Raw genomic sequence first — 19,094 nt, 5'->3', positions numbered from 1 at the left:
CCCGATAAAGGAGGATGAAATATATGTTAAATAAGTTTAAAAAATTATCGTGTATTGCATTAATAGCTGCTGTTTCTGCAACATCGTTTACGATCAGTTCAAGTGTTCATGCAGCGAGTAGTACAACCGTCAATATTGACGGAGCCGGTGCGGGGAGAATCTTTGACGGAGAAGGTGTGTTAAGCGGCGGCGGGGGCAATACTAAGCTTCTTATTGACTATCCTGAGCCCTATCGTAGTGATATTTTGGACTATCTTTTTAAACCTAATTTTGGAGCTTCTTATCAAGAACTCAAAGTAGAAATCGGCGGAGATATCAATTCTACCAGTGGAACTGAGCCGAGTCATGCAAGGACAAGAGAAGAAAATGCCAATCCGAATATGACACGAGGTTATGAAACCTGGCTAATCCACGAAGCGAAACAGAGAAACCCCAATATCAAGCTATCCGGCTTGCAGTGGGGAGCGCCAGGCTGGATAGGCGATGGTAATATATGGTCCCAAGACAATGCGGATTATCTTGTCAGTTATATCAAGGGATTAAAAAGCGTCTGGGGCTATGATCTGGATTACATTGGCGGTAACCAGAACGAAAATTTTAATGGGACATCCCAGCAGGTACGAGATTATATTGTACATATATTGCGACCAACATTGGATAGGAACGGTCTCTCCAATGTCCAAATTGTAGCACCCGATATATTAAGCGATAATTGGGCTTTCGCCAATCAAATTGTCAACGATCCCGAGTTAAAAAATGCAGTAGCAGCAATCGGATACCACTACGTCAATAGTACATCTACAAGTAATGCTCTGAATAGCGGACTGCCGATTTGGGAAAGCGAAGGCTGGACCGGAATTGGCGATTGGAAGGGCGCATTTAACCTCGCAAAGGAAATGAACCTCAACTATGTGAATGCTAAACTTACGAAGACCAGTGTCTGGCACGCAATTAACTCCCAATACAATAATGCAAAATGGGCCCATTCCGGTATCATGGAGGCCAATACACCTTGGTCAGGCAATTATATTGTACAGCCGACCGTATGGGTAGCAGCACATACAACCCAATTTGCTCAACCTGGATGGAAATATTTGGACAGCGGTTGCGGCGTCACATCAAGTGGAACTTCCTATGTAACCTTTAAAAAGCCTAACAGCGGAGATTATAGTACGGTTATAGTAACGGGGGGATCACCCGAATCTATGACCTTTAACCTTTCCGGGGGGCTTTCTACCGGGGCGGTTCATGTATGGAAATCAAACAGTAGTGAGCAGTTTATTCAGCAAAATGATATTCCGGTCAATGCAGGCTCGTATTCGATTAATCTTGAGGCAAATTCGATCTATTCATTGACAACCACAACGGGACAGCACAAAGGTGTTGCTGCAAATCCTATACCAGCCAATAATTCTTTTACAAAGAGTTACAGTGAGAATTTTGAAAGCTATGCAGTAGGCAAAACACCAAAGTATACCTACGATATCGAAGGGGCGTTCGAAGTAAGCAACAGCTTCGGAGGTGGAGCCGGAAAGACCTTGCGTCAGGTCATTTCAAAACCGATAATTCCATGGAATAGCTGGGGGGATAGAGGGGATTCTACAAATCCAAGTACATTCACCGAATTCGGAGACTTAAAGTGGCAGGACTATGATTACAACGTAGATACGCTAATTGAGAATTCAGGTTCGGTCAGTATATACGGTAGAGTGGGCAGGGCATTATCCGGTGGAAACGTATATGATTATACGGGATATAGGCTCGGCATTGACGACAACGGGGAGTGGAATCTATGCTATTGTGATCCTTATACCTATGAGACAGGCGACGATGTAACACTTGCGTCAGGAACAATTTCCGGATTTTCTGCGGATACATGGCATAATTTAAAGTTATCCTTTATGGGGACCAATATCAAAGCCTATGTAGACAATAACGAAATCGCTTCGATTACCGACAGCAGACGAGGAAAAGGAATGGCGGGTCTGGGCAGCGGGTGGAACCAAGCACAGTTTGATAATATCAGTGTAGTAGGTAAAGAATCACCCCCGGATCCCAATCCAGCAATTCCCCAGTCGGAGATGACGGCATCGGCAACAAGTGAGGAATTGGAAAATGAAAGTAACGGAGCCTTCAATGTGCTCGATGAAGATCCCAATACCATTTGGCATACGAAGTGGGATTTGTCTGATCCGCTGCCGCAATCAATCACATTGAATCTCGGCGGTACTTACGACGTGAATAAAATCAAGGTTCTCCCTAGACAAGGCGGGGGAAGTAACGGAATGATTACGGCTTACAATGTTTATGCGAGTACGGATGGCATCCAGTACACCAACGTCGCAAGTGGAACTTGGGCAAAAGACAAGACGGAGAAAACAGCGGAGTTCCCGGCGACGAGAGCATCCTTTATTAAGCTGGAAGCAACCGCAGGGCAAGGCGGATGGGCATCTGCAGCTGAAATTAATGTGTATCACGTTACCAATCAGCCAAACGTCGCTTTAACGAAGCTATCCGCAGGAGGCACCGTTCAGGCAGGCGAGGAATTCACTGTACAGCTGGGGCAGGGCGGCGTCACACAAAGCGTATATGCACAAGATTTTAAGCTGGACTACGATCCGAGCGCTTTTGAGTTCGTTTCGGCCCATGCTTTGAATGACACCAATCAATTTGTAAATACAAGGCAGGAAACAATCGGCAAACTCCGGTTTATTCTCGCGAGCTTAGGTACAGCTGTGACAGGCGATGCCGGGATTCTTGAACTCAAGTTCAAGGCCAAAGCTGTGACGCAGACGGTGACGGGAAGGATTGCTGTAACCGACGCAACGCTGAGTGATGGGCAGGGAGCGGAAACAATGGCGCAAGCTTCTTCGGTCGACGTGCGCATTACGACGCTTCCTGCGGGAATCCCAGGCGACGTCAACCATGACAATAAAGTAAGCATCGGTGATCTTGCTATCGTTGCAGCGAATTACGGTAAAACATCTGCTAGCACAGATTGGGATCAAGTGAAGCAAGCAGACGTACATGTTGATGGCAAAATCGATGTGGATGATCTTGCGTTCGTGGCCAGAAAATTAATAGAGTAAATCATCCAAATTACAGTTCCGAACAAATTGGGCCAACCAGCGATTGCTGGCTGGCCTTTTAGAGCCGAATATCGCATAGAATCACTTTGAAAACGCTCGCATGATTGTCCATATATTGGAAAGGTAGGTCCTTATCATTGTACAAAATCATGATTGTGGATGACGAATCCGAAGTGCGGGAAGGCATCAAAGAGAGTATCGATTGGGAACTATACGGTTTTGAATGCATAGGCGATTACGCGAATGGAAGGGAAGCTTTGGAAGTGATTGCAGAATCGAGACCGGATCTAGTCATTTCCGATATTTGCATGCCATTTATGGATGGGATCGAGTTGACCCGGAACATTCAGATGAAGTATCCCTATATCAAAGTCATTATCCTTACCGCTCATGATGAATTTGATTATGTTCAACAAGCGCTGAGGTTACAAGTATACGACTTTATCGTCAAGCCGATTACTGCATATGAACTCCGCGCTCTGCTGGAAAAGGTGAGATCAGATATGGACAAAGAAGCGGAGCATCGAGAAAATCTGACTCATCTCAAAATACAGCTTCAGCAGAGTCTGCCGTTATTAAGGGAACGTTTTCTCGAACAGATGGTAGGCGGCACTTTAAAAGACGGGCAAATGCAAGATAGGCTCCACTACTTCCGCATTCCGACAATGCTCCCTCCTTATCTGGTTGCAGCTATTGATCTTGACGAATTAAGTGACATAACCAAAGGCAGATGGGACAACGATCCGGAGCTTCTCCGTTCTGCGGCATACAATATTGTACAAGAGGTCCTGGAAGGCAAAAAAGCGGTGAACTTCCGTACGAGAGAAGATCGGATGGTCATCCTATTTTACGGTGAAGCGGAAGAGGTACTATATGACGCGGCTTTCCATTTAGCTGAGGTGATCCGATTTTGTATTGAGAAATATTTGAAATTCACGGTTACCGCTGGTATCGGTACCTTATGCAGCGCATTAAGCGAGTTGTCAATCTCTTACAATGGTGCGATTTCGGCGCTGGACTACCGCTTTATGCTGGGAGCTAATCGTGTTATCTCTATTCAAGATATGGAGGGAGCGCATAACGCCATGCATTGGCTGGACATGGAATGGAGCCGCAGGTTCGCCACCATGATCAAAACAGGTGCGAACAAAGATTCTCATGCCCTCATTCAACAATTAATTTCCCGTCTGAAAGACTCATTAATGCCGATCGATGCCTGTTACTTGCAGATTCAGTCCATCCTTATTGCGATTGTGAATACGATTCACGAGTTAGTCGGAGACGAAAGCGATCACTTTAAAGGACACGAGTTGATTTTCAAAAATGTGAACCGTTTAAAAACGTTGGACGAAATCGAGCAATGGCTCCAGGACATCTGTAAGGAAGCGATTGCCTACATTGCTGTTCAGCGTAACGATTTGACGAAAATGCAGGTCCGCAGTGTTATCGCTTATATCGAGGAACATTATCATAACGAGAATTTGACAATCCATGATCTTTGCCGTCATGTACATCTAAGTAAAAGCTACTTCAGCGCCGTATTTAAGCAGCATACGGAACAAACGATCATGGAATACGTAACGCGAATCCGGTTAGACAAAGCAAAGGATTTACTGCGGCATACCCCCATGAAATTCTACGAAATCGCCGAGAAAGTGGGATACAGCGACCCCCAATACTTTAGTGTGCTTTTCAAAAAGCATATGGGGACAACCCCCACCGAATATCGAGAAAAGCTCACGAAGGAGACGGCAGGATGAGAAAAGGATGGGAAGAGGGGCTTCAATTTTTTAAATTTCGAAGCATTCAATCCAGCATTTCCCTCGCATTTTCGTTCTTGATTCTGGGTTCAATCGCGATCACGAGCTTCATCTCTTATTATTTGTCCGCCCAAGCGGTTGAAGGGAATTCGGAGCACTACATATCGGAAATCATTCAGCAGGTAAATAGTAACATTCAGTCCTACATCACGAATATGGATAATATTGGGATGCTCGCTATGGCGAACAAAGACGTAAAGTATTACATATCGGGCACAAGCTTCATTAGCGACGAGGAGCGAAGGCCATACGAGAAAAGAATATCCGATCTGTTTCAATCGATCTTGATTTCACGCAAAGATATTGCATCGATCATGATTTTCGGCTATAACGGGCGATTCGTATCCGACCGCAGAATCACTAGCTTGAACGAGAATACCAAAATTGAGGAGCAGACCTGGTATCAACATGCGCGATTGGAGGGAGGTAGATCCGTCATCACGGCCCCCCATGTTCAAAATATGATCCAAAACGAGTACCGCTGGGTCGTGTCTTTGAGCCGGGAACTGAAAAGTGCTGACGGCATTACGGGGGACGGTATTTTTTTGGTTGACTTGAATCTGAGCGTGATCAACGAAATTTGCAATCAGATTAAACTTGGACGTAGAGGGTACGTGTTCATCGTCGATAAGGACGGGAACATCGTCTATCATCCTCAGCAAAAGCTCATTACCAGCAATCTCAAAACGGAGATGGTCGATCAAGTAAGATCAGCCGGCAGCGGCAGTTTCATTGCGGGGGCGGGCAACAATAAACGGATTTATTCCATCCAAGAAACTCATTTCGGATGGAAAATTGTCGGAGTTGCCTATGCGAGCGAAATGATCGCCAACCAATATCAGATCAAATTGTCTTATTTCTCATGGACAATATTGGCGCTGGTCATTGCTCTATACCTCTCTTTTGCCATCTCACGGCATCTTTCGCGGCCGATTAAAGTGCTGCAAAACAGCATGAAGCAGGTGGAAAAAGGCAATTTCGACATTCGCTCAGAGGTTCGCAGCGAGAATGAAATCGGCCAGTTGGGCCGGTCGTTCAATATGATGGTGAGCAGAATCAAAGATTTAATGAGCCAACTTATACATAACGAGGAAATCAAACGAAAGAGCGAAATGAAGCTGCTGGAAGCGCAGATCAACCCTCATTTTTTGTACAATACGCTCGATTCAATCATTTGGATGGCGGAACGAAAGAAGCATGCAGAGGTCGTTCTGATGACATCTTCGTTGGCTAAGCTGTTTCGCGCCATTATTCATAAAAATGATGAAACTATTCCCGTTCGCGCAGAACTGGAGCATATTAGCAACTATTTGCAGATTCAAAAGCTTAGATATAAAGATAATCTTGACTTTGCTATCGACGTAGATCCGGACATTCTTGAACATCACATTCCTAAAATTATTTTGCAGCCTATCGTTGAAAATGCGATTTATCACGGAATAAAAAACAAGCTTGAGCCTGGCTTCATACATATTACTGGTAAGGCGCATGGAGAAACCATCGTGTTTGTTGTTGCAGATAACGGGGTCGGCATGGAGCCGGACAAATTGATTCAAATTTGGGAGGCGAAGAACCGAACCATGAAAGGAATCGGGGTCAGCAATGTGGATGAGCGAATCAAGCTATATGGTCATGAGTATGGACTCAGCTTTAACAGCGAGCGGTGGGTAGGTACCGAGGTTACGATTGTAGTTCCCTTGATCGCTGGGAAAGGAGCAATGGATGGCGTATAAGAACCCCGTACTTTTGGCTGTACTGCTGGCTGTTCTAATTGGATTACTAGCCGTACACGTCGTGGATACGTTTCGTATGATGAATTCAAGGAAACATGTGATCGCTGTCGTGTTGAAAACGAACAATATTCGCTCCGACTACTGGCAGATGGTAAGCAGCGGCGTGAAAGCGGCTGCGAAGGAGTTCAATATCCAAATCAGCATGACGGGGCCGCTATTCGAGACGGATACGGACGAACAAATCCGTAATTTGAATGATGTGCTGGCCGCTAAGCCTGATGCTGTCATCCTTGCAGCAACCGATGCTGGAAAGCTTGCGCCGATGGCTAAGAAAATAAAGGAATCCGGCATTAAGCTAATCTTAATCGATTCGCTTATTGATGGTGCTGAAGGAGATAGCCTAATTGCTACCAATCATGTTGAAGCAGGTAAGCAAATCGGCATGAGCTTGGCGGACATACGAAATGGCGGACCGACGAAAGTGCTGGCGCTTTGCGATAGCAAGAGCTCTTTGGCTGAACAGGAACGTGAGAAAGGATTTAAAGAAACTATTGCAAGCCTGGATGGAGTTGAAAATGCAGGCACTTTTTATTTCGATTCAACCGAAGACGCTGCGTATGAGCAAGTCAAAAAGCTGTTGTCCTTGATCCCGGACATCCAGGGGATAGCCGGATTAGATGAGGAAGCAACGTTAGGGGCCGCAAGAGCACTCAAAGAGTATAAACGGACGGATCACGTAAAGCTCGTCGGTTTTGATAACTCCATTTATCAAGTCAAGCTATTGGAAGAAGGCCGATTGCAGGCCACGATTGTACAAAAGCCGTTCAACATGGGGTACCTGTCGGTCGAAGCAGCTGAAAAGGTTTTGAACGGGATTAAAGTCGAACCGATCTCGATGATGGAGGCGTTAGTCATCACCAAAGACAACATGTACACGCAGCAAAATCAAGAGCTGCTCTTTCCTTTAGTGGAGAAGTAACAATAGGAGGGAACACATGAGTATTGCAATTGTGCGTAAAATATCATTGTTTTGTGGCGTGCCGCTTCTGCTATTGGTGATTCCTCTCTCTGGATGCACGAAAGAGGAGCGTGGCACAGCATCGGCCGAGCCTGATCCAAAGGCTTTTATTTCCTTCGTTGCTCCGGAGTACAGTTCGGCGACCAAGCCATTTTTTGAACACCTGGTGAGGGATTTCGAGACGAAATATCCGAATATCGAGGTCGAGCTGCAAGTCATTAACTGGGATATTATGGATGGTGCCTACACGACAATGATCAGTCGCAACCAGCCCCCGGACTTGCTGCTTTCAAACATTTACGCGCATTTTGCGAAAGATGGCTTGCTGAATCCGATGGATGAGCTGCTTTCTCCCGAACTTCAAGCGAAAATTTATCCCTATTTCACGGAAACCGGTAAGTGGAATGGTACGCGTTTCACAGTTCCATATGCATCGACGATTAGGGAAATGTATTACAACAAAGATATTTTTAACGAGGTAGGTATTGCAGGTCCGCCTAAAACTTGGAAAGAGCTAGAGAATGTTGCGCGCCAAATCAAAAATATGAAACAAGTGGACGGATTCGGTGTCGATCTGACAGATAACGAGATTTGGGCTTATCTCTCCTATTTTTTCTATGGTGCCGGCGGAGGTTGGATGAAGGATGGAGAATGGGCGATTAATTCGCCCAGTAATGTAGAAGGCATTCAATTCCTAAAGGATCTTTATGACAAAGGATTAACGGATCCAGACCCCACAGTCACGACGCGTGATGAAAAACAACGTATACTCGGCAACGGCAAGATGGGCATGCTCATATCCGGCAATTATTTCGAGACGGTCGTGCCCCATGAATTTCCCGGGTTAAAGTGGGGGAAAGGACCGATCCCGGTCAAGGAAGGCCAAACGCCTTTAGTACTAGGCGTGCAGGATGTTTGGATGTCGTTCCGGACGAATCATACGAACAAGGACGCATTGTCCAAGTTCCTCGACTTTATTTATGAGGATGCGCGTTATGAGGAATTTGTTCGCCGAGAAGGCTTCATTCCAACGATCAACACAGTAGGCGAGAAGATGGCAGGAAGAGATTCCGTCATGAAGCAAAATCTCGATTGGATCCAGCAAGCCAAATTTTATCCCATCCAGCATCCCGCTTGGTCCGCCGTGCTTAACGCGACTAGAAACATGGGGCAGGCCGTACTTCTTGGGCAAATGACGCCCCAACAAGCGTTGGATCGGCTGCAGCAAATTGCGTTAAGTAAAAGTTAATGCGCACACACAAAATATATCAAGTAATTCGTAGGAAATATCATGTTTTAATAGACGGACTCTTATTATGATTAGTTGAAAGCGGTTTAAATGGTTTTTATTCCGAATAAGGGAGGATATTCATTCAGCAGTCATAAACGAAATAGCATGTGAAACAACTGGAGATAATAAGTATCAGAAGTCTACTACGAAAGGAAGATCTTCCACAATGATAAAAAAACATATACTCAGCCTGATGTTCCTACTATCTATGCTCTTACTTCCTTCAGTCGCTATACATGCAAGCGGTGGTGAAACCTTTTCACTTTCCATTCAAGAGGACAAAATCTCAGCAGGTGATTACTTCCTGGTGACAGTGAAAGGTAAGCAAGTAAGCGACTTGTATGCCTATGAAGTCAATTTATCTTTCGATTCCAGCCGTTTGCAAGTTCCTGTTGCAGGAGATACGGACTATCAGAATGTAAACGCAGCTAATGACGGTTTTACCGTAGGTCCTCTGGTGAAAGGGAACAAAGCTCAAATTGCGAATACGCTGATGGGCAAGATTCCAGGCAAGAACGGGGACGTAACGCTGGCAAAGGTGAGAATGAAAGCAGTTAGTAAAGGACCGGCCGAAATTTCAATAGACAGCGTGAAAGTTGTCAATTCGCAGCTAGTGTCTAATGTTGTTTCAGGCAACAATAAAGTAAAGGTTAATGTAAATGAAAAGAATACAAAACCGCCAGTAAAACCTATAGTTGATATGTTTAATAGTGACATTGTAAATGAAAAAGATTTGATTCAATCTATCGAGTCTAAGGTAACGGAAGCCTTGAAATCGAATGCGAAGATTGAATTGTCTGACACGAAAGGACACTGGGCCGAAAAGACCATTGGCAAGTTCGTAAAACTAAAAGTTATCGATGGATATGAGGATGGATCGTTCCATCCGGACGACAACATTACACGCGCCGAGTTTGGAGCGATGATCGCGCGCGTATTCAATATCAGCAGTAGTGCGAATCATTCCCTTGCATTAAATGATATCGACAGTCACTGGGCGAAAAGTGTTATCGAGAAACTCGCCAGCGCAGGGGTGATTGCTGGATACGAGGACGGAACCTTTAGACCGGATCAAACGATCAGCCGGGAAGAAATGGTCGTTATTTTATCCCGAGTTGTCAATTTGAGCAAACTGGATAAAGATGCATCCAAGGGCAACTTGACAGATTTGGCAGACGCAAGCTCTTATGCAGTGAACCAAATCAAAGAAGCGGCCGAAGCTGGTATCATCAACGGCAAGGAAGAGGGGATATTTGATCCGCATGGCAACTCAACACGTTCAGAGGCGCTTACGGTCATTCTGAATGCATTGAACTTAAACCCGCAATTGAAAGCACTCTTAGACAGCTTGGACTAATCCTCGCATCTGAGGCACTGGTATACAATGATGAACTAACTTACATCGCACGTTTCATATGGAATCAACAAGAAGTAGAGGCGTCCTTAGGGGCGCTTCTATTTTTTTTGGAAATGAATACGATGCCCCAAAAGACAGTACTGTATTCACTATTTACAGGACGAAATTCAATGGTTCGATGCCGGATAAATCAATAAGATAAAGGAGTAAAATTAAAAGGAGGTCATCGCAAATGAGAAATTCCAAAAAAACAATGGCATGGAGCATGATTTTATCAACGGTATTACTTTCAACTGGCTGCGGAAGCGGCACGAATTCGCCCAATCCGACGGAGAAGCCTCTGGGAAGCGCCAACCCGGCTGAAAGCGCAGCACCCGCTGTAAGCAGTCAGCCTCAGGGCTCGAAGCTTACTGGGGACTTTGAAGTTCAGTATTTTGTCGGCGGTTACGGCGATGTGTGGTGGAAACAAGTCATTGCCGAATTCCAAAAGCAGAATCCGGACCTCAAGATCAAAGAGTCGGCAGGAGCTAAAATCAACGACCAAATGAAACCACGTTGGCTTCAAGGGAATCCGCCCGATTTCGTATACATTGACGGTGCTGGATCCAATACAAGACAAATGGTAACCGACGATCAGCTCATGGACATTACAGACTGGCTGAAGGAAGCGAAGAATGTTGACGGTAAAAAAATTGCGGATCTCCTGATCGCCCAGCCTGAAGAATACAAACCGGGCAAGTCCTATGCCATTCCACTAGTTTTCGGATCGTGGGGGACATTCTACGATAAGGCGTTGTTTAAAAGTAAAGGCTGGCAAGCTCCTGCGGATTTCGAAAGCTTCCTTGCTCTAGGCGACAAGATTAAAGCTGAAGGCAGCATGAGTCCTTACATCCATACAGGTGTTTATCCTTATTACATTAACGGTGGCTTGTTGGACCCAACGATCATCGCGATGAACAACTATGATACTTCGATCTTTAAGCGAATCAATTCGCTTGAAAAAGGGATTTGGAAAAGCGAGCCAGTCATGAAGGCGCTTGCCAAAATTGTAGAAATGCGAGATAAGGGCTTCATCGACAAAGGATCTCCAGCGTTGAATCATACAGATTCCCAATCCCAATGGCTGCAGCACAAAGCAGCTTTCATTCCGACTGGCATTTGGGTTGAGAGTGAGATGGCGAAGGACGTTCCTGCAGGCTTTGAGTTCGGCTTCTTACCGTCAATCGGCCAAGACAAAGGCGGCAAGTACGTCGCAAATCCATACACGGCAACAGTCGCCATAGCAAAAAAAGCAAAAAATCCGGAAGCGGCCAAAGCTTTCATCCAATATATCTTTACAGAAAAGCAAAGTAAAGCATGGGCGGAGCTTTCGAAAGCCCCTTCCAACATTAAAGCGGACCTCGAAGGCACGAACGCGCCTGCGCTTACGAAAGAGGCAGCCAAATTCTACAACTCCCCGAATACCGTCGTAGCGCCTGAGATCGTTATTCCAGAGGAACTGGTCACAGCTAGAAATAACGCGACCGTTGCGTTGACCAAGGGCGAAATTACGCCGCAGCAGTGGGCGGATCGCATGGAAGAAGCGACAGAGAAAATCCGCAGCAAAGAAAAGAAATAACACGCCCATAAAGATTTGAATGATACGTTGGGAGTCCTTTGGACTCCCTTGTATGATTCGAATATTTAGATTGGAGGATAGTATGCAAGAGCGCAAGACTGTTAGAAACGGCACTGCGAAGATGAAGCGGAATCTATTTATTCTCTCCTTTACCCTTCCAACTTTGCTCCTATATCTCGTCTTTACTGTCTATCCGATGTTGAAAGGCATTTATCTGAGTTTGTTTGATTGGTCCGGCGGTTCCGAGACCTATAACTTTATCGGACTAGGCAACTTCAAAGAGTTGCTGCATGATGCAGTGATCGCTAAGTCCATTCGCAACGACTATATCCTGGTCATCGGGAAAGTGGTCGGGTTTATGGTCATGTCCATGTTTTTCGCAGTAGCACTAACCCGGTTCAACATCAAAGGTTCGGGCTTTTATCGGATTGTATTTTTTATTCCAAATGTGCTTTCAGTTGTTGTTGTAGGCGTTCTCTGGCGCTATGTGTATAATCCGAACCTTGGCTTCCTGAATTCTTTTCTTTCCTTGTTTACAGATAAACCCTTCGATTTCGCCTGGTTGGGCGATAAATGGTCGATCTTTGCGCTGCTGCCGCCATCGATTTGGGCCGGCATCGGTTTTACAATCATCTTGCTAGTTGCCGGTATTCTGAGCATTCCATCGTCCTTATATGAATCCGCTGACATCGACGGCGCTTCACAGTGGAGCCAATTTTGGCTGATTACACTGCCGTTGTCGTGGGAGCAGGTCAAGACGTCCGTGCTATGGATTGTCATGACGACGCTGAACGGATCCTTCGTCATCGTCACGATCATGACCTTCGAAGGCGGCGTCGACAACGCCACGCAGGTTATGGGTTCGTATCTGTATTTGAATGCATTTAAATTCGGTAAATTCAGCTATGGGTCTGCGATCGGTGTGCTAATCCTGGTTCTTTCTCTCATAACGACAGCAGCTCTTCAGCGGCTGATGAAGAGAGAAACCATTGAAATAACGTAGAGGAGCCATGCATATGAATCAACGAATCCTCAGTCCAGTCAGTCGTATCTTTTTCAAAATGAGCCTGATCGTTTGGTCGATTTGCGTCCTTTATCCGCTGATCTGGACGGTCTTAAGCGCTTTGAAGAACAACCAGCAGTTTTTCCTGGGCAAGCCTTGGGATTTGCCGAAGCTTCCGCTGCTTTGGAGCAATTTCACATTTGTATGGGAAAAATATAACTTCGCCCACAATTTTATGAATTCATTGGTTGTAACCATTGTGAGCACCGCAGCGGGCGTGCTTTTATCGGCAACGACGGCTTACGTAATCGCCCGGTTTTCCTTCAGAGGAAACGGCTTGCTTTACTATTCCTATCTTGCCTACATGATGATTCCAACCTTTCTCGGCATCATCCCGTTATTCTTTTTGCTGAGCGATCTTCATTTAACGAACCATTTATTGGGCCTAATCTTCGTGTATACGGTAACCGCCGTGCCGTTCGCTGTTTTCGTATTAGTTAGTTTTTTCAAATCGCTGCCCTATGAGCTGGAAGAAGCCGCAGCAATGGACGGCGCTTCGCACTACGGCATCTTTTTTCGGATTATGCTGCCGTTGGCTAAGCCCGGCTTGATGTCTGTAGCCATTATCACTGTGCTGAATATTTGGAATGAATATGTTTTCGCGCTCATCCTGATGAATGATCCAACAAAATATACGATACCGGTCGCGATTGCGGTCATGCAGGGCGAAATGCAGTATAGGACGGAGTGGGGACCGCTCTTTGCAGCGCTCATCCTTTCAATGGGGCCTACGATTGTGTTTTTTATCCTATTTCAAAAGCAAATTACGGGAGGCATAACGGCCGGTGCATTGAAGGGTTAAGCCTGAATGGCTAGAAAGGGGTGAATATCGGAAGGAACGTGCATCGCCTCGGAAGTTTGGCCAAATGAGGTTAAGGATGAATGAGGAGAGTGTCTGATTTGAAAACGCTTAAACACGCTTTGGGTATTACTTTTTGCTTAGTGTTCGTATTCGTGATCATGTTCATCAACGGGACGACGACATATGCGGCGACGGTAGGAGACATTACGGGCTTTGAGAAAACAGACGATAAAACTTTCAAAATTACTTCAGGTTCCGATCAGGTGAAAGTCATCTTTAATCGCGACGACATCGTGCGCATTTGGCTTGGCGTAGGCGGCAATTACCAAACGCTGTCAGGCAAATTCTCGTCCGAGCCCAAAGAGCCGATCGTGATCAAGGAAGATTTCGGTTCGGTCTCTGTCAATTGGTCCGATGAGGGCACTTACTACAAGATGGCGACGGGCAAGTTTGTGCTGCGCGCCTACAAAAGTCCGCTCAAGTTCGCCATGTACAAGAGCGATAATCAAACTGTCGTGTGGGAAGAGATGTCACCGCTAAGTTACAGCGCTGCGTCGACGACCCAGACGCTCGGTAGAGGAGCGGATGAGTACTACTACGGCGGAGGAATGCAGAACGGATTTTTCTCTCACCGTGACAAGACGATCCAGATTGCCGCAAATTACGGCGACTGGGGCAGCGGGACCGTATCCAATCCGTCTCCGTTTTATTTGAGTACAGCTGGCTACGGGGTGCTTCGGAACACGTTCCAAGACGGAACTTACAATTTCGGCAGTCCTGCCAAGTTAACGCACGATGAGAACCGCTTTGATGCCTATTATTTTTACGGTGAGACGTTCAAAGATATATTAAACAGCTATACTGACTTGACTGGTAAACCTTCGCTCATCCCGAGATGGGGCATGAGCATGGGGGACTCCGATTGCTACAACACGAGCAACACTGGTGCGAATAAGCCGGGTAAGCTGACGACGCCTGATGTGATACAGGTTGCGCAAGACTTCCGTTCCAACGACATGCCGGGCGGATGGTTGCTGCCGAACGACGGCTACGGCTGCGGCTATGTGCAGCTGCCAAGCACCGTTCAGCAGCTTCATGATTTGGGCTTTTATACCGGCTTGTGGACACAGAACGGCCTTGCGAATATCGCAACGGAAGTGGGCGAAGCAGGCACTCGTCTGAACAAGCTCGATGTAGCATGGGTCGGTCCGGGATACGACTTTGCGCTGGATGGGACGAGACAGGCTCATCAAGGAGTTGAAACCCACTCGAACGATCGTGGCTTTGTATGGTCCGTCGGCGGATGGGCCGGTACGCAGCGGTATTCGGCCGTCTGGTCCGGAGATCAATCTGGGAACTGGGAATACATCCGTTTCCACATTCCTTCCATGATCGGCGCCGGGTTGTCAGGCATGACCTATGCGACTGGTGATGTGGATGGGATTTTCGGCGGCAGCCCTCAGACCTATGTGCGCGATTTGCAATGGAAAGCCTTTACGCCGATTCTGATGGGCATGTCAGGCTGGGCATCCGTCGATAAGCAGCCATGGCGCTATGGAGAGCCATACACAAGCTATAATCGAGATATTTTGAAGCTCAGACAGCGTTTAACGCCTTACTTCTACACCTATTTGAATGAAGCCTACGAGTCGGGAGCACCGTTTACGAGAGCGATGGTTTACGAATTCCCGAATGATCCGAATACGAAGAGCACGTTGACACAGTACCAGTTCATGTCCGGCGGGTCGCTCCTTGTTGCACCGGTTTATAAAGATGCTACAGTCCGAAACGGCATTTACTTGCCGAAGGGCAAATGGATTGATTACTGGACAGGTACGGAACATTACGGGTCCAAAATGCTTGACGAATACAGCGCGCCATTGAACCGGTTACCGCTGCTCGTCAAAGCGGGTGCGATCATCCCCATGTATCCGGAGACTTTGTATGACGGTCAAGTGCCGCCAAATCCGATTACATACGACATCTATCCGTACAAAACGTCCAGCTTCACGATGTATGAGGATGACGGTGTATCGAAGGAGCACCGCAGCGGCAAATTCGCGAAGACGGTCATTACTTCGATCGCGCCGGAAACCGGGACAGGTGATTTGAAAGTCCAAGTCGGAGCGAGCGTCGGTGATTATAACGGCAAGCTGTCAGCACGGACGAACCAATTCCAGGTTCATATGCATTCGAAACCGACGAGCGTCGAAGTCGGAGGCTTAGCATATACGGAATTTGCAAGCAAAGCGGAATGGACGAATGCTGTAAGCGGCTGGTACTTTGATAGCGCGGACCATGGCGGCATTGTCTATGTGAAAACACCGGATATGCCGAGCGATCAAGGCTTTGAACTGAAAGTTGCCGGTTTTGCTGCAGATACGACTCCGCTTACGGACGCAACTTACATATCACTGCCAGAACTGGATAACGATCCGACGAAAATCCCGCAGGCAGACATGGTAGCATCGGCTTCGAGCGCCGATACGACTGCGAAAGTTGAGAATGCGCTGGATGGCAGCACGGAGACGATCTGGAGCACGAAGCTAGATGGCAGTACTCCGTTGCCTCAATCGATCACATTGAATCTCGGTACGAAGCTTTCAGTGAATAAACTGAAATACTTGCCCAGACAATACATGGGGACCGACGGAAATGTTACCGCTTACAACATCTATGTCAGTACAGACGGAACGAATTTTACGAAGGTCGCCACCGGAACATGGAATGCGGATAAGCTGGAAAAAACGGTGACATTCGATACCTCCGAAGCGCAATATGTGAGATTGGAAGCGACAGCTGGTGTTAGCGGTTTTGCGGCTGCAGCAGAATTGAATGTGTACAGAGACGGCGCTGTCTTAATCCCGCTGCCGATTCCGCAAAGTGAATTGACCGCAACGGCTGCAAGCTTCCAGCCGGGCGACGAGCCCTCACATGCGATCGATGGCAATGTCAACTCCCTCTGGCACACGAAATGGGACGGTTCCGATAAACTGCCGCAATCGATTATCGTGGATTTGGGCAAAGTCCGCAGCATCAGCCAATTCCGCTATGCGCCAAGGCTTAATGCCGGCAATGGAACGATTACGTCCTACAATCTCTACGCCAGCAAGGACGGAACGAACTATACGCAAATCAGCACGGGGAATTGGGTACGAAACAATGTGAAAAAATATATCCAATTCACGGCAGTTGATGCCAGGTATGTCAAGCTGGAAGCGACGGCTGCAGTCGGCGGCTACGCCTCCGCATCCGAAATCGACGTTTATGAAGCGCCAAAGGCTCCGCCTGTTCTGGGCGATATTGTGAAAGGCAAGCCGGCGAGCGCGGATAGTGAGGATGCTGCCTTCCCGGCAAGCAACGCCAACGACGGAAATCCAGGTACGATGTGGTCGGCTGCTGATACGAACCCTGGCCATGTATGGTCTGCCGATTTGGGTAACATGTACGCGATTAAGGGCATTGAGATCTCGTTTGGGCAGAGCGACAAAGCGTATAAGTATAAACTCGAAGTCCGAGAGGCGGGCAGCAACAACTGGATTCAAGTGTTGAACCGCATGAACAATACGGAAGCTGGCGCTGTGCTGAAGGATACATTCGGCAGCCAAGGCCGCTACGTGCGACTTACGATTACAGGTCTGCCTGACGCAGCCACGAAAGCCAGCATTGCAGATGTGAAGCTGATTGGCTTGCCGATCATCGGCACGGCTCCTGTAACCGGCGTATCGCTGAATCAAACGGAACTGCATATGAATGTTCTTGATGCTTCAGTGGCTCTTGAAGCGACGGTTGCGCCTCTGAATGCAGCGAATACATCGGTTGTATGGAGCAGCAGTGATCCAGGTATCGCGATGGTCGATGAGAACGGTGTTGTCACTCCGAAAGGGGCAGGCTCGGCCACGATTACTGTCACTACGGCGGAGGGTGGATTTACCGCGTCTGTGGTTGTTACTGTAACGGGGGAATCCAGCTTGGTGAAAGTCCCGCAAAGTCAAATGACGGCCACGGCAACAAGCTACCAGTCGGGAGACGATCCGAGTAATGCGCTCGACAACGATCCGGATACATGGTGGCATATCAAATGGTTCGGCGTCGATCCGCTGCCGCAATCGATTAAGTTGGATTTGGGCGGTACGCATACCATCAGTAAGCTGGAGTATACGCCGCGTCCGGATGGCGGCAACGGCACGATCACAGCCTATAATGTGTATGTAAGCCAAGATGGCGTACAGTTTACGAAGGTTGCGACCGGTGTATGGCCGAAGAGCGCATCCGTCAAAGAAGTGAATTTTGCTCCCGTTCGTGCTGGTTATGTAAAGCTTGAAGCCACAGCAGGGGCTGGCGGCTTCGCTTCGGCTGCTGAATTGAACGTGTATGAGCAAGTTGGCGCACCTGCGCTGCAAGCAATCGTGTTCGATGCAGCAAGCTATGAAGTGAAGGAAGGCCAAGCCAAAGCAGTGAAGGTTACTGCTCAGTATTCGGATGGCAGCAGGCAAGACGTGACGGCTCAATCCGCGTTTGGGATCGCAAATTCCTCATTTGCAACGATCGCAAACGGTACCCTAACTGGTGTTTCGCCTGGCGAAACTGTTCTCACGGCAACATACGGAGGCAAGCAGGCGACTGCGGCGATTGTGGTCAAAGTGACCGATCCTGGGGCTCCGACTACAGTATTGACGGGCAGCAGCAGCGTTCCAAGCGGTCAGCCGATCATAATTACGTATGGCTTGAATGGCGTTACGCAGCAGGTTTATGCAGAAGACATTTCACTGACCTACGATCCAACTGTCATGTCATTCACTTCGGCAGAGCCGATACTTTCGAGCACAAGCATTGTACAGAAAGTGAATAACGGAGCAGGCAATCTTCGCCTGATTGTCGCCAGTCAAGGGGCAGGGCATGCCATTACCGGAAATGTGCAGCTGATCAAGGTTACTTTTACATCGAAACTGCTTTCCGTGGTTCATGCGGCCACAATTGCGGTAACGGATACGACTCTCGGGGATGAACAAGGCAGCGAGTCCAAGGCTGCAAACTCCTCAATTAGCGTACAAATTACTCCGATTCCTCCTGTTGGCATTCCGGGCGATATGAACCATGACGGTAAAGTATCGATCGGCGATTTGGGTATATTGGCTGCGAATTATGGTAAAACGTCGACAAGTTCGGATTGGGAGAGTATCAAGCACGCAGACTCGAACCTTGATGGCAAAATCGATATTACAGATCTGGCCTTCATTGCGCGGAAGATTATGGAGTAATTCGATGAATCTGGCATCGGAATACGACCGGTGCCAGTCTTT

10 protein-coding genes are annotated in these 19,094 nt (G+C 47.3%); all 10 read left to right on the top strand.

Going from position 1 to position 19,094, the window contains the following annotated elements; genetic code table 11:
• The first annotated feature begins 23 nt into the window (after window positions 1–23).
• The gene (locus L6I86_RS02310; protein WP_236284298.1) at window positions 24–3,089 is read left to right on the top strand and encodes a discoidin domain-containing protein; all 3,066 of its coding nucleotides are present in this window, start codon (window positions 24–26) and stop codon (window positions 3,087–3,089) included.
• Between the two features lie 137 nt (window positions 3,090–3,226).
• On the top strand, window positions 3,227–4,849 hold the full coding sequence (locus tag L6I86_RS02305; RefSeq protein ID WP_236284297.1) for a response regulator: 1,623 nt from the start codon (window positions 3,227–3,229) through the stop codon (window positions 4,847–4,849).
• Window positions 4,846–6,642 (top strand): cache domain-containing sensor histidine kinase, encoded by a 1,797-nt coding sequence (locus tag L6I86_RS02300; protein ID WP_236284296.1) that lies wholly within the window; start codon window positions 4,846–4,848, stop codon window positions 6,640–6,642. The genes L6I86_RS02305 and L6I86_RS02300 overlap by 4 nt, the downstream gene beginning before the upstream one ends.
• The gene (locus L6I86_RS02295; protein WP_236284295.1) at window positions 6,632–7,621 is read left to right on the top strand and encodes a substrate-binding domain-containing protein; all 990 of its coding nucleotides are present in this window, start codon (window positions 6,632–6,634) and stop codon (window positions 7,619–7,621) included. Before L6I86_RS02300 ends, L6I86_RS02295 begins: the two co-directional genes overlap by 11 nt.
• Before the next feature lie 16 nt (window positions 7,622–7,637).
• The gene (locus L6I86_RS02290; protein ID WP_236284294.1) at window positions 7,638–8,909 is read left to right on the top strand and encodes an extracellular solute-binding protein; all 1,272 of its coding nucleotides are present in this window, start codon (window positions 7,638–7,640) and stop codon (window positions 8,907–8,909) included.
• 208 nt (window positions 8,910–9,117) lie between these two features.
• Window positions 9,118–10,308: an S-layer homology domain-containing protein gene (locus L6I86_RS02285; RefSeq protein ID WP_236284293.1), complete on the top strand. Its 1,191-nt coding sequence runs from the start codon at window positions 9,118–9,120 to the stop codon at window positions 10,306–10,308.
• 232 nt (window positions 10,309–10,540) lie between these two features.
• A complete protein-coding gene (locus tag L6I86_RS02280; RefSeq protein ID WP_236284292.1) occupies window positions 10,541–11,926 on the top strand; it encodes an ABC transporter substrate-binding protein in 1,386 nt (461 codons plus the stop codon).
• Between the two features lie 82 nt (window positions 11,927–12,008).
• Entirely contained in the window at window positions 12,009–12,929 is a 921-nt protein-coding gene (locus tag L6I86_RS02275; RefSeq protein WP_236284367.1) for a carbohydrate ABC transporter permease, read from the top strand.
• 13 nt (window positions 12,930–12,942) lie between these two features.
• Complete coding sequence (locus L6I86_RS02270; RefSeq protein ID WP_236284291.1) at window positions 12,943–13,791, top strand: carbohydrate ABC transporter permease; 849 nt, start codon at window positions 12,943–12,945, stop codon at window positions 13,789–13,791.
• 98 nt (window positions 13,792–13,889) lie between these two features.
• Window positions 13,890–19,052: a discoidin domain-containing protein gene (locus L6I86_RS02265; protein ID WP_236284290.1), complete on the top strand. Its 5,163-nt coding sequence runs from the start codon at window positions 13,890–13,892 to the stop codon at window positions 19,050–19,052.
• Window positions 19,053–19,094 lie beyond the last annotated feature (42 nt).

It is taken from the genome of Paenibacillus allorhizoplanae (assembly GCF_927798215.1).
GTDB classification, from domain to species: domain Bacteria; phylum Bacillota; class Bacilli; order Paenibacillales; family NBRC-103111; genus Paenibacillus_E; species Paenibacillus_E allorhizoplanae.
The sequence above is the reverse complement of the archived record's forward strand: the minus strand, read 5'-3'. Positions and strand labels throughout refer to the sequence as shown.

Coding starts and splice junctions, on each gene's coding strand:
- L6I86_RS02310 (WP_236284298.1), top strand. CDS start 24: ATGTTAAATAAGTTTAAAAAATTATCGTGTATTGCATTAATAGCTGCT.
- L6I86_RS02300 (WP_236284296.1), top strand. CDS start 4,846: ATGAGAAAAGGATGGGAAGAGGGGCTTCAATTTTTTAAATTTCGAAGC.
- L6I86_RS02295 (WP_236284295.1), top strand. CDS start 6,632: ATGGCGTATAAGAACCCCGTACTTTTGGCTGTACTGCTGGCTGTTCTA.
- L6I86_RS02290 (WP_236284294.1), top strand. CDS start 7,638: ATGAGTATTGCAATTGTGCGTAAAATATCATTGTTTTGTGGCGTGCCG.
- L6I86_RS02285 (WP_236284293.1), top strand. CDS start 9,118: ATGATAAAAAAACATATACTCAGCCTGATGTTCCTACTATCTATGCTC.
- L6I86_RS02280 (WP_236284292.1), top strand. CDS start 10,541: ATGAGAAATTCCAAAAAAACAATGGCATGGAGCATGATTTTATCAACG.
- L6I86_RS02275 (WP_236284367.1), top strand. CDS start 12,009: ATGCAAGAGCGCAAGACTGTTAGAAACGGCACTGCGAAGATGAAGCGG.
- L6I86_RS02270 (WP_236284291.1), top strand. CDS start 12,943: ATGAATCAACGAATCCTCAGTCCAGTCAGTCGTATCTTTTTCAAAATG.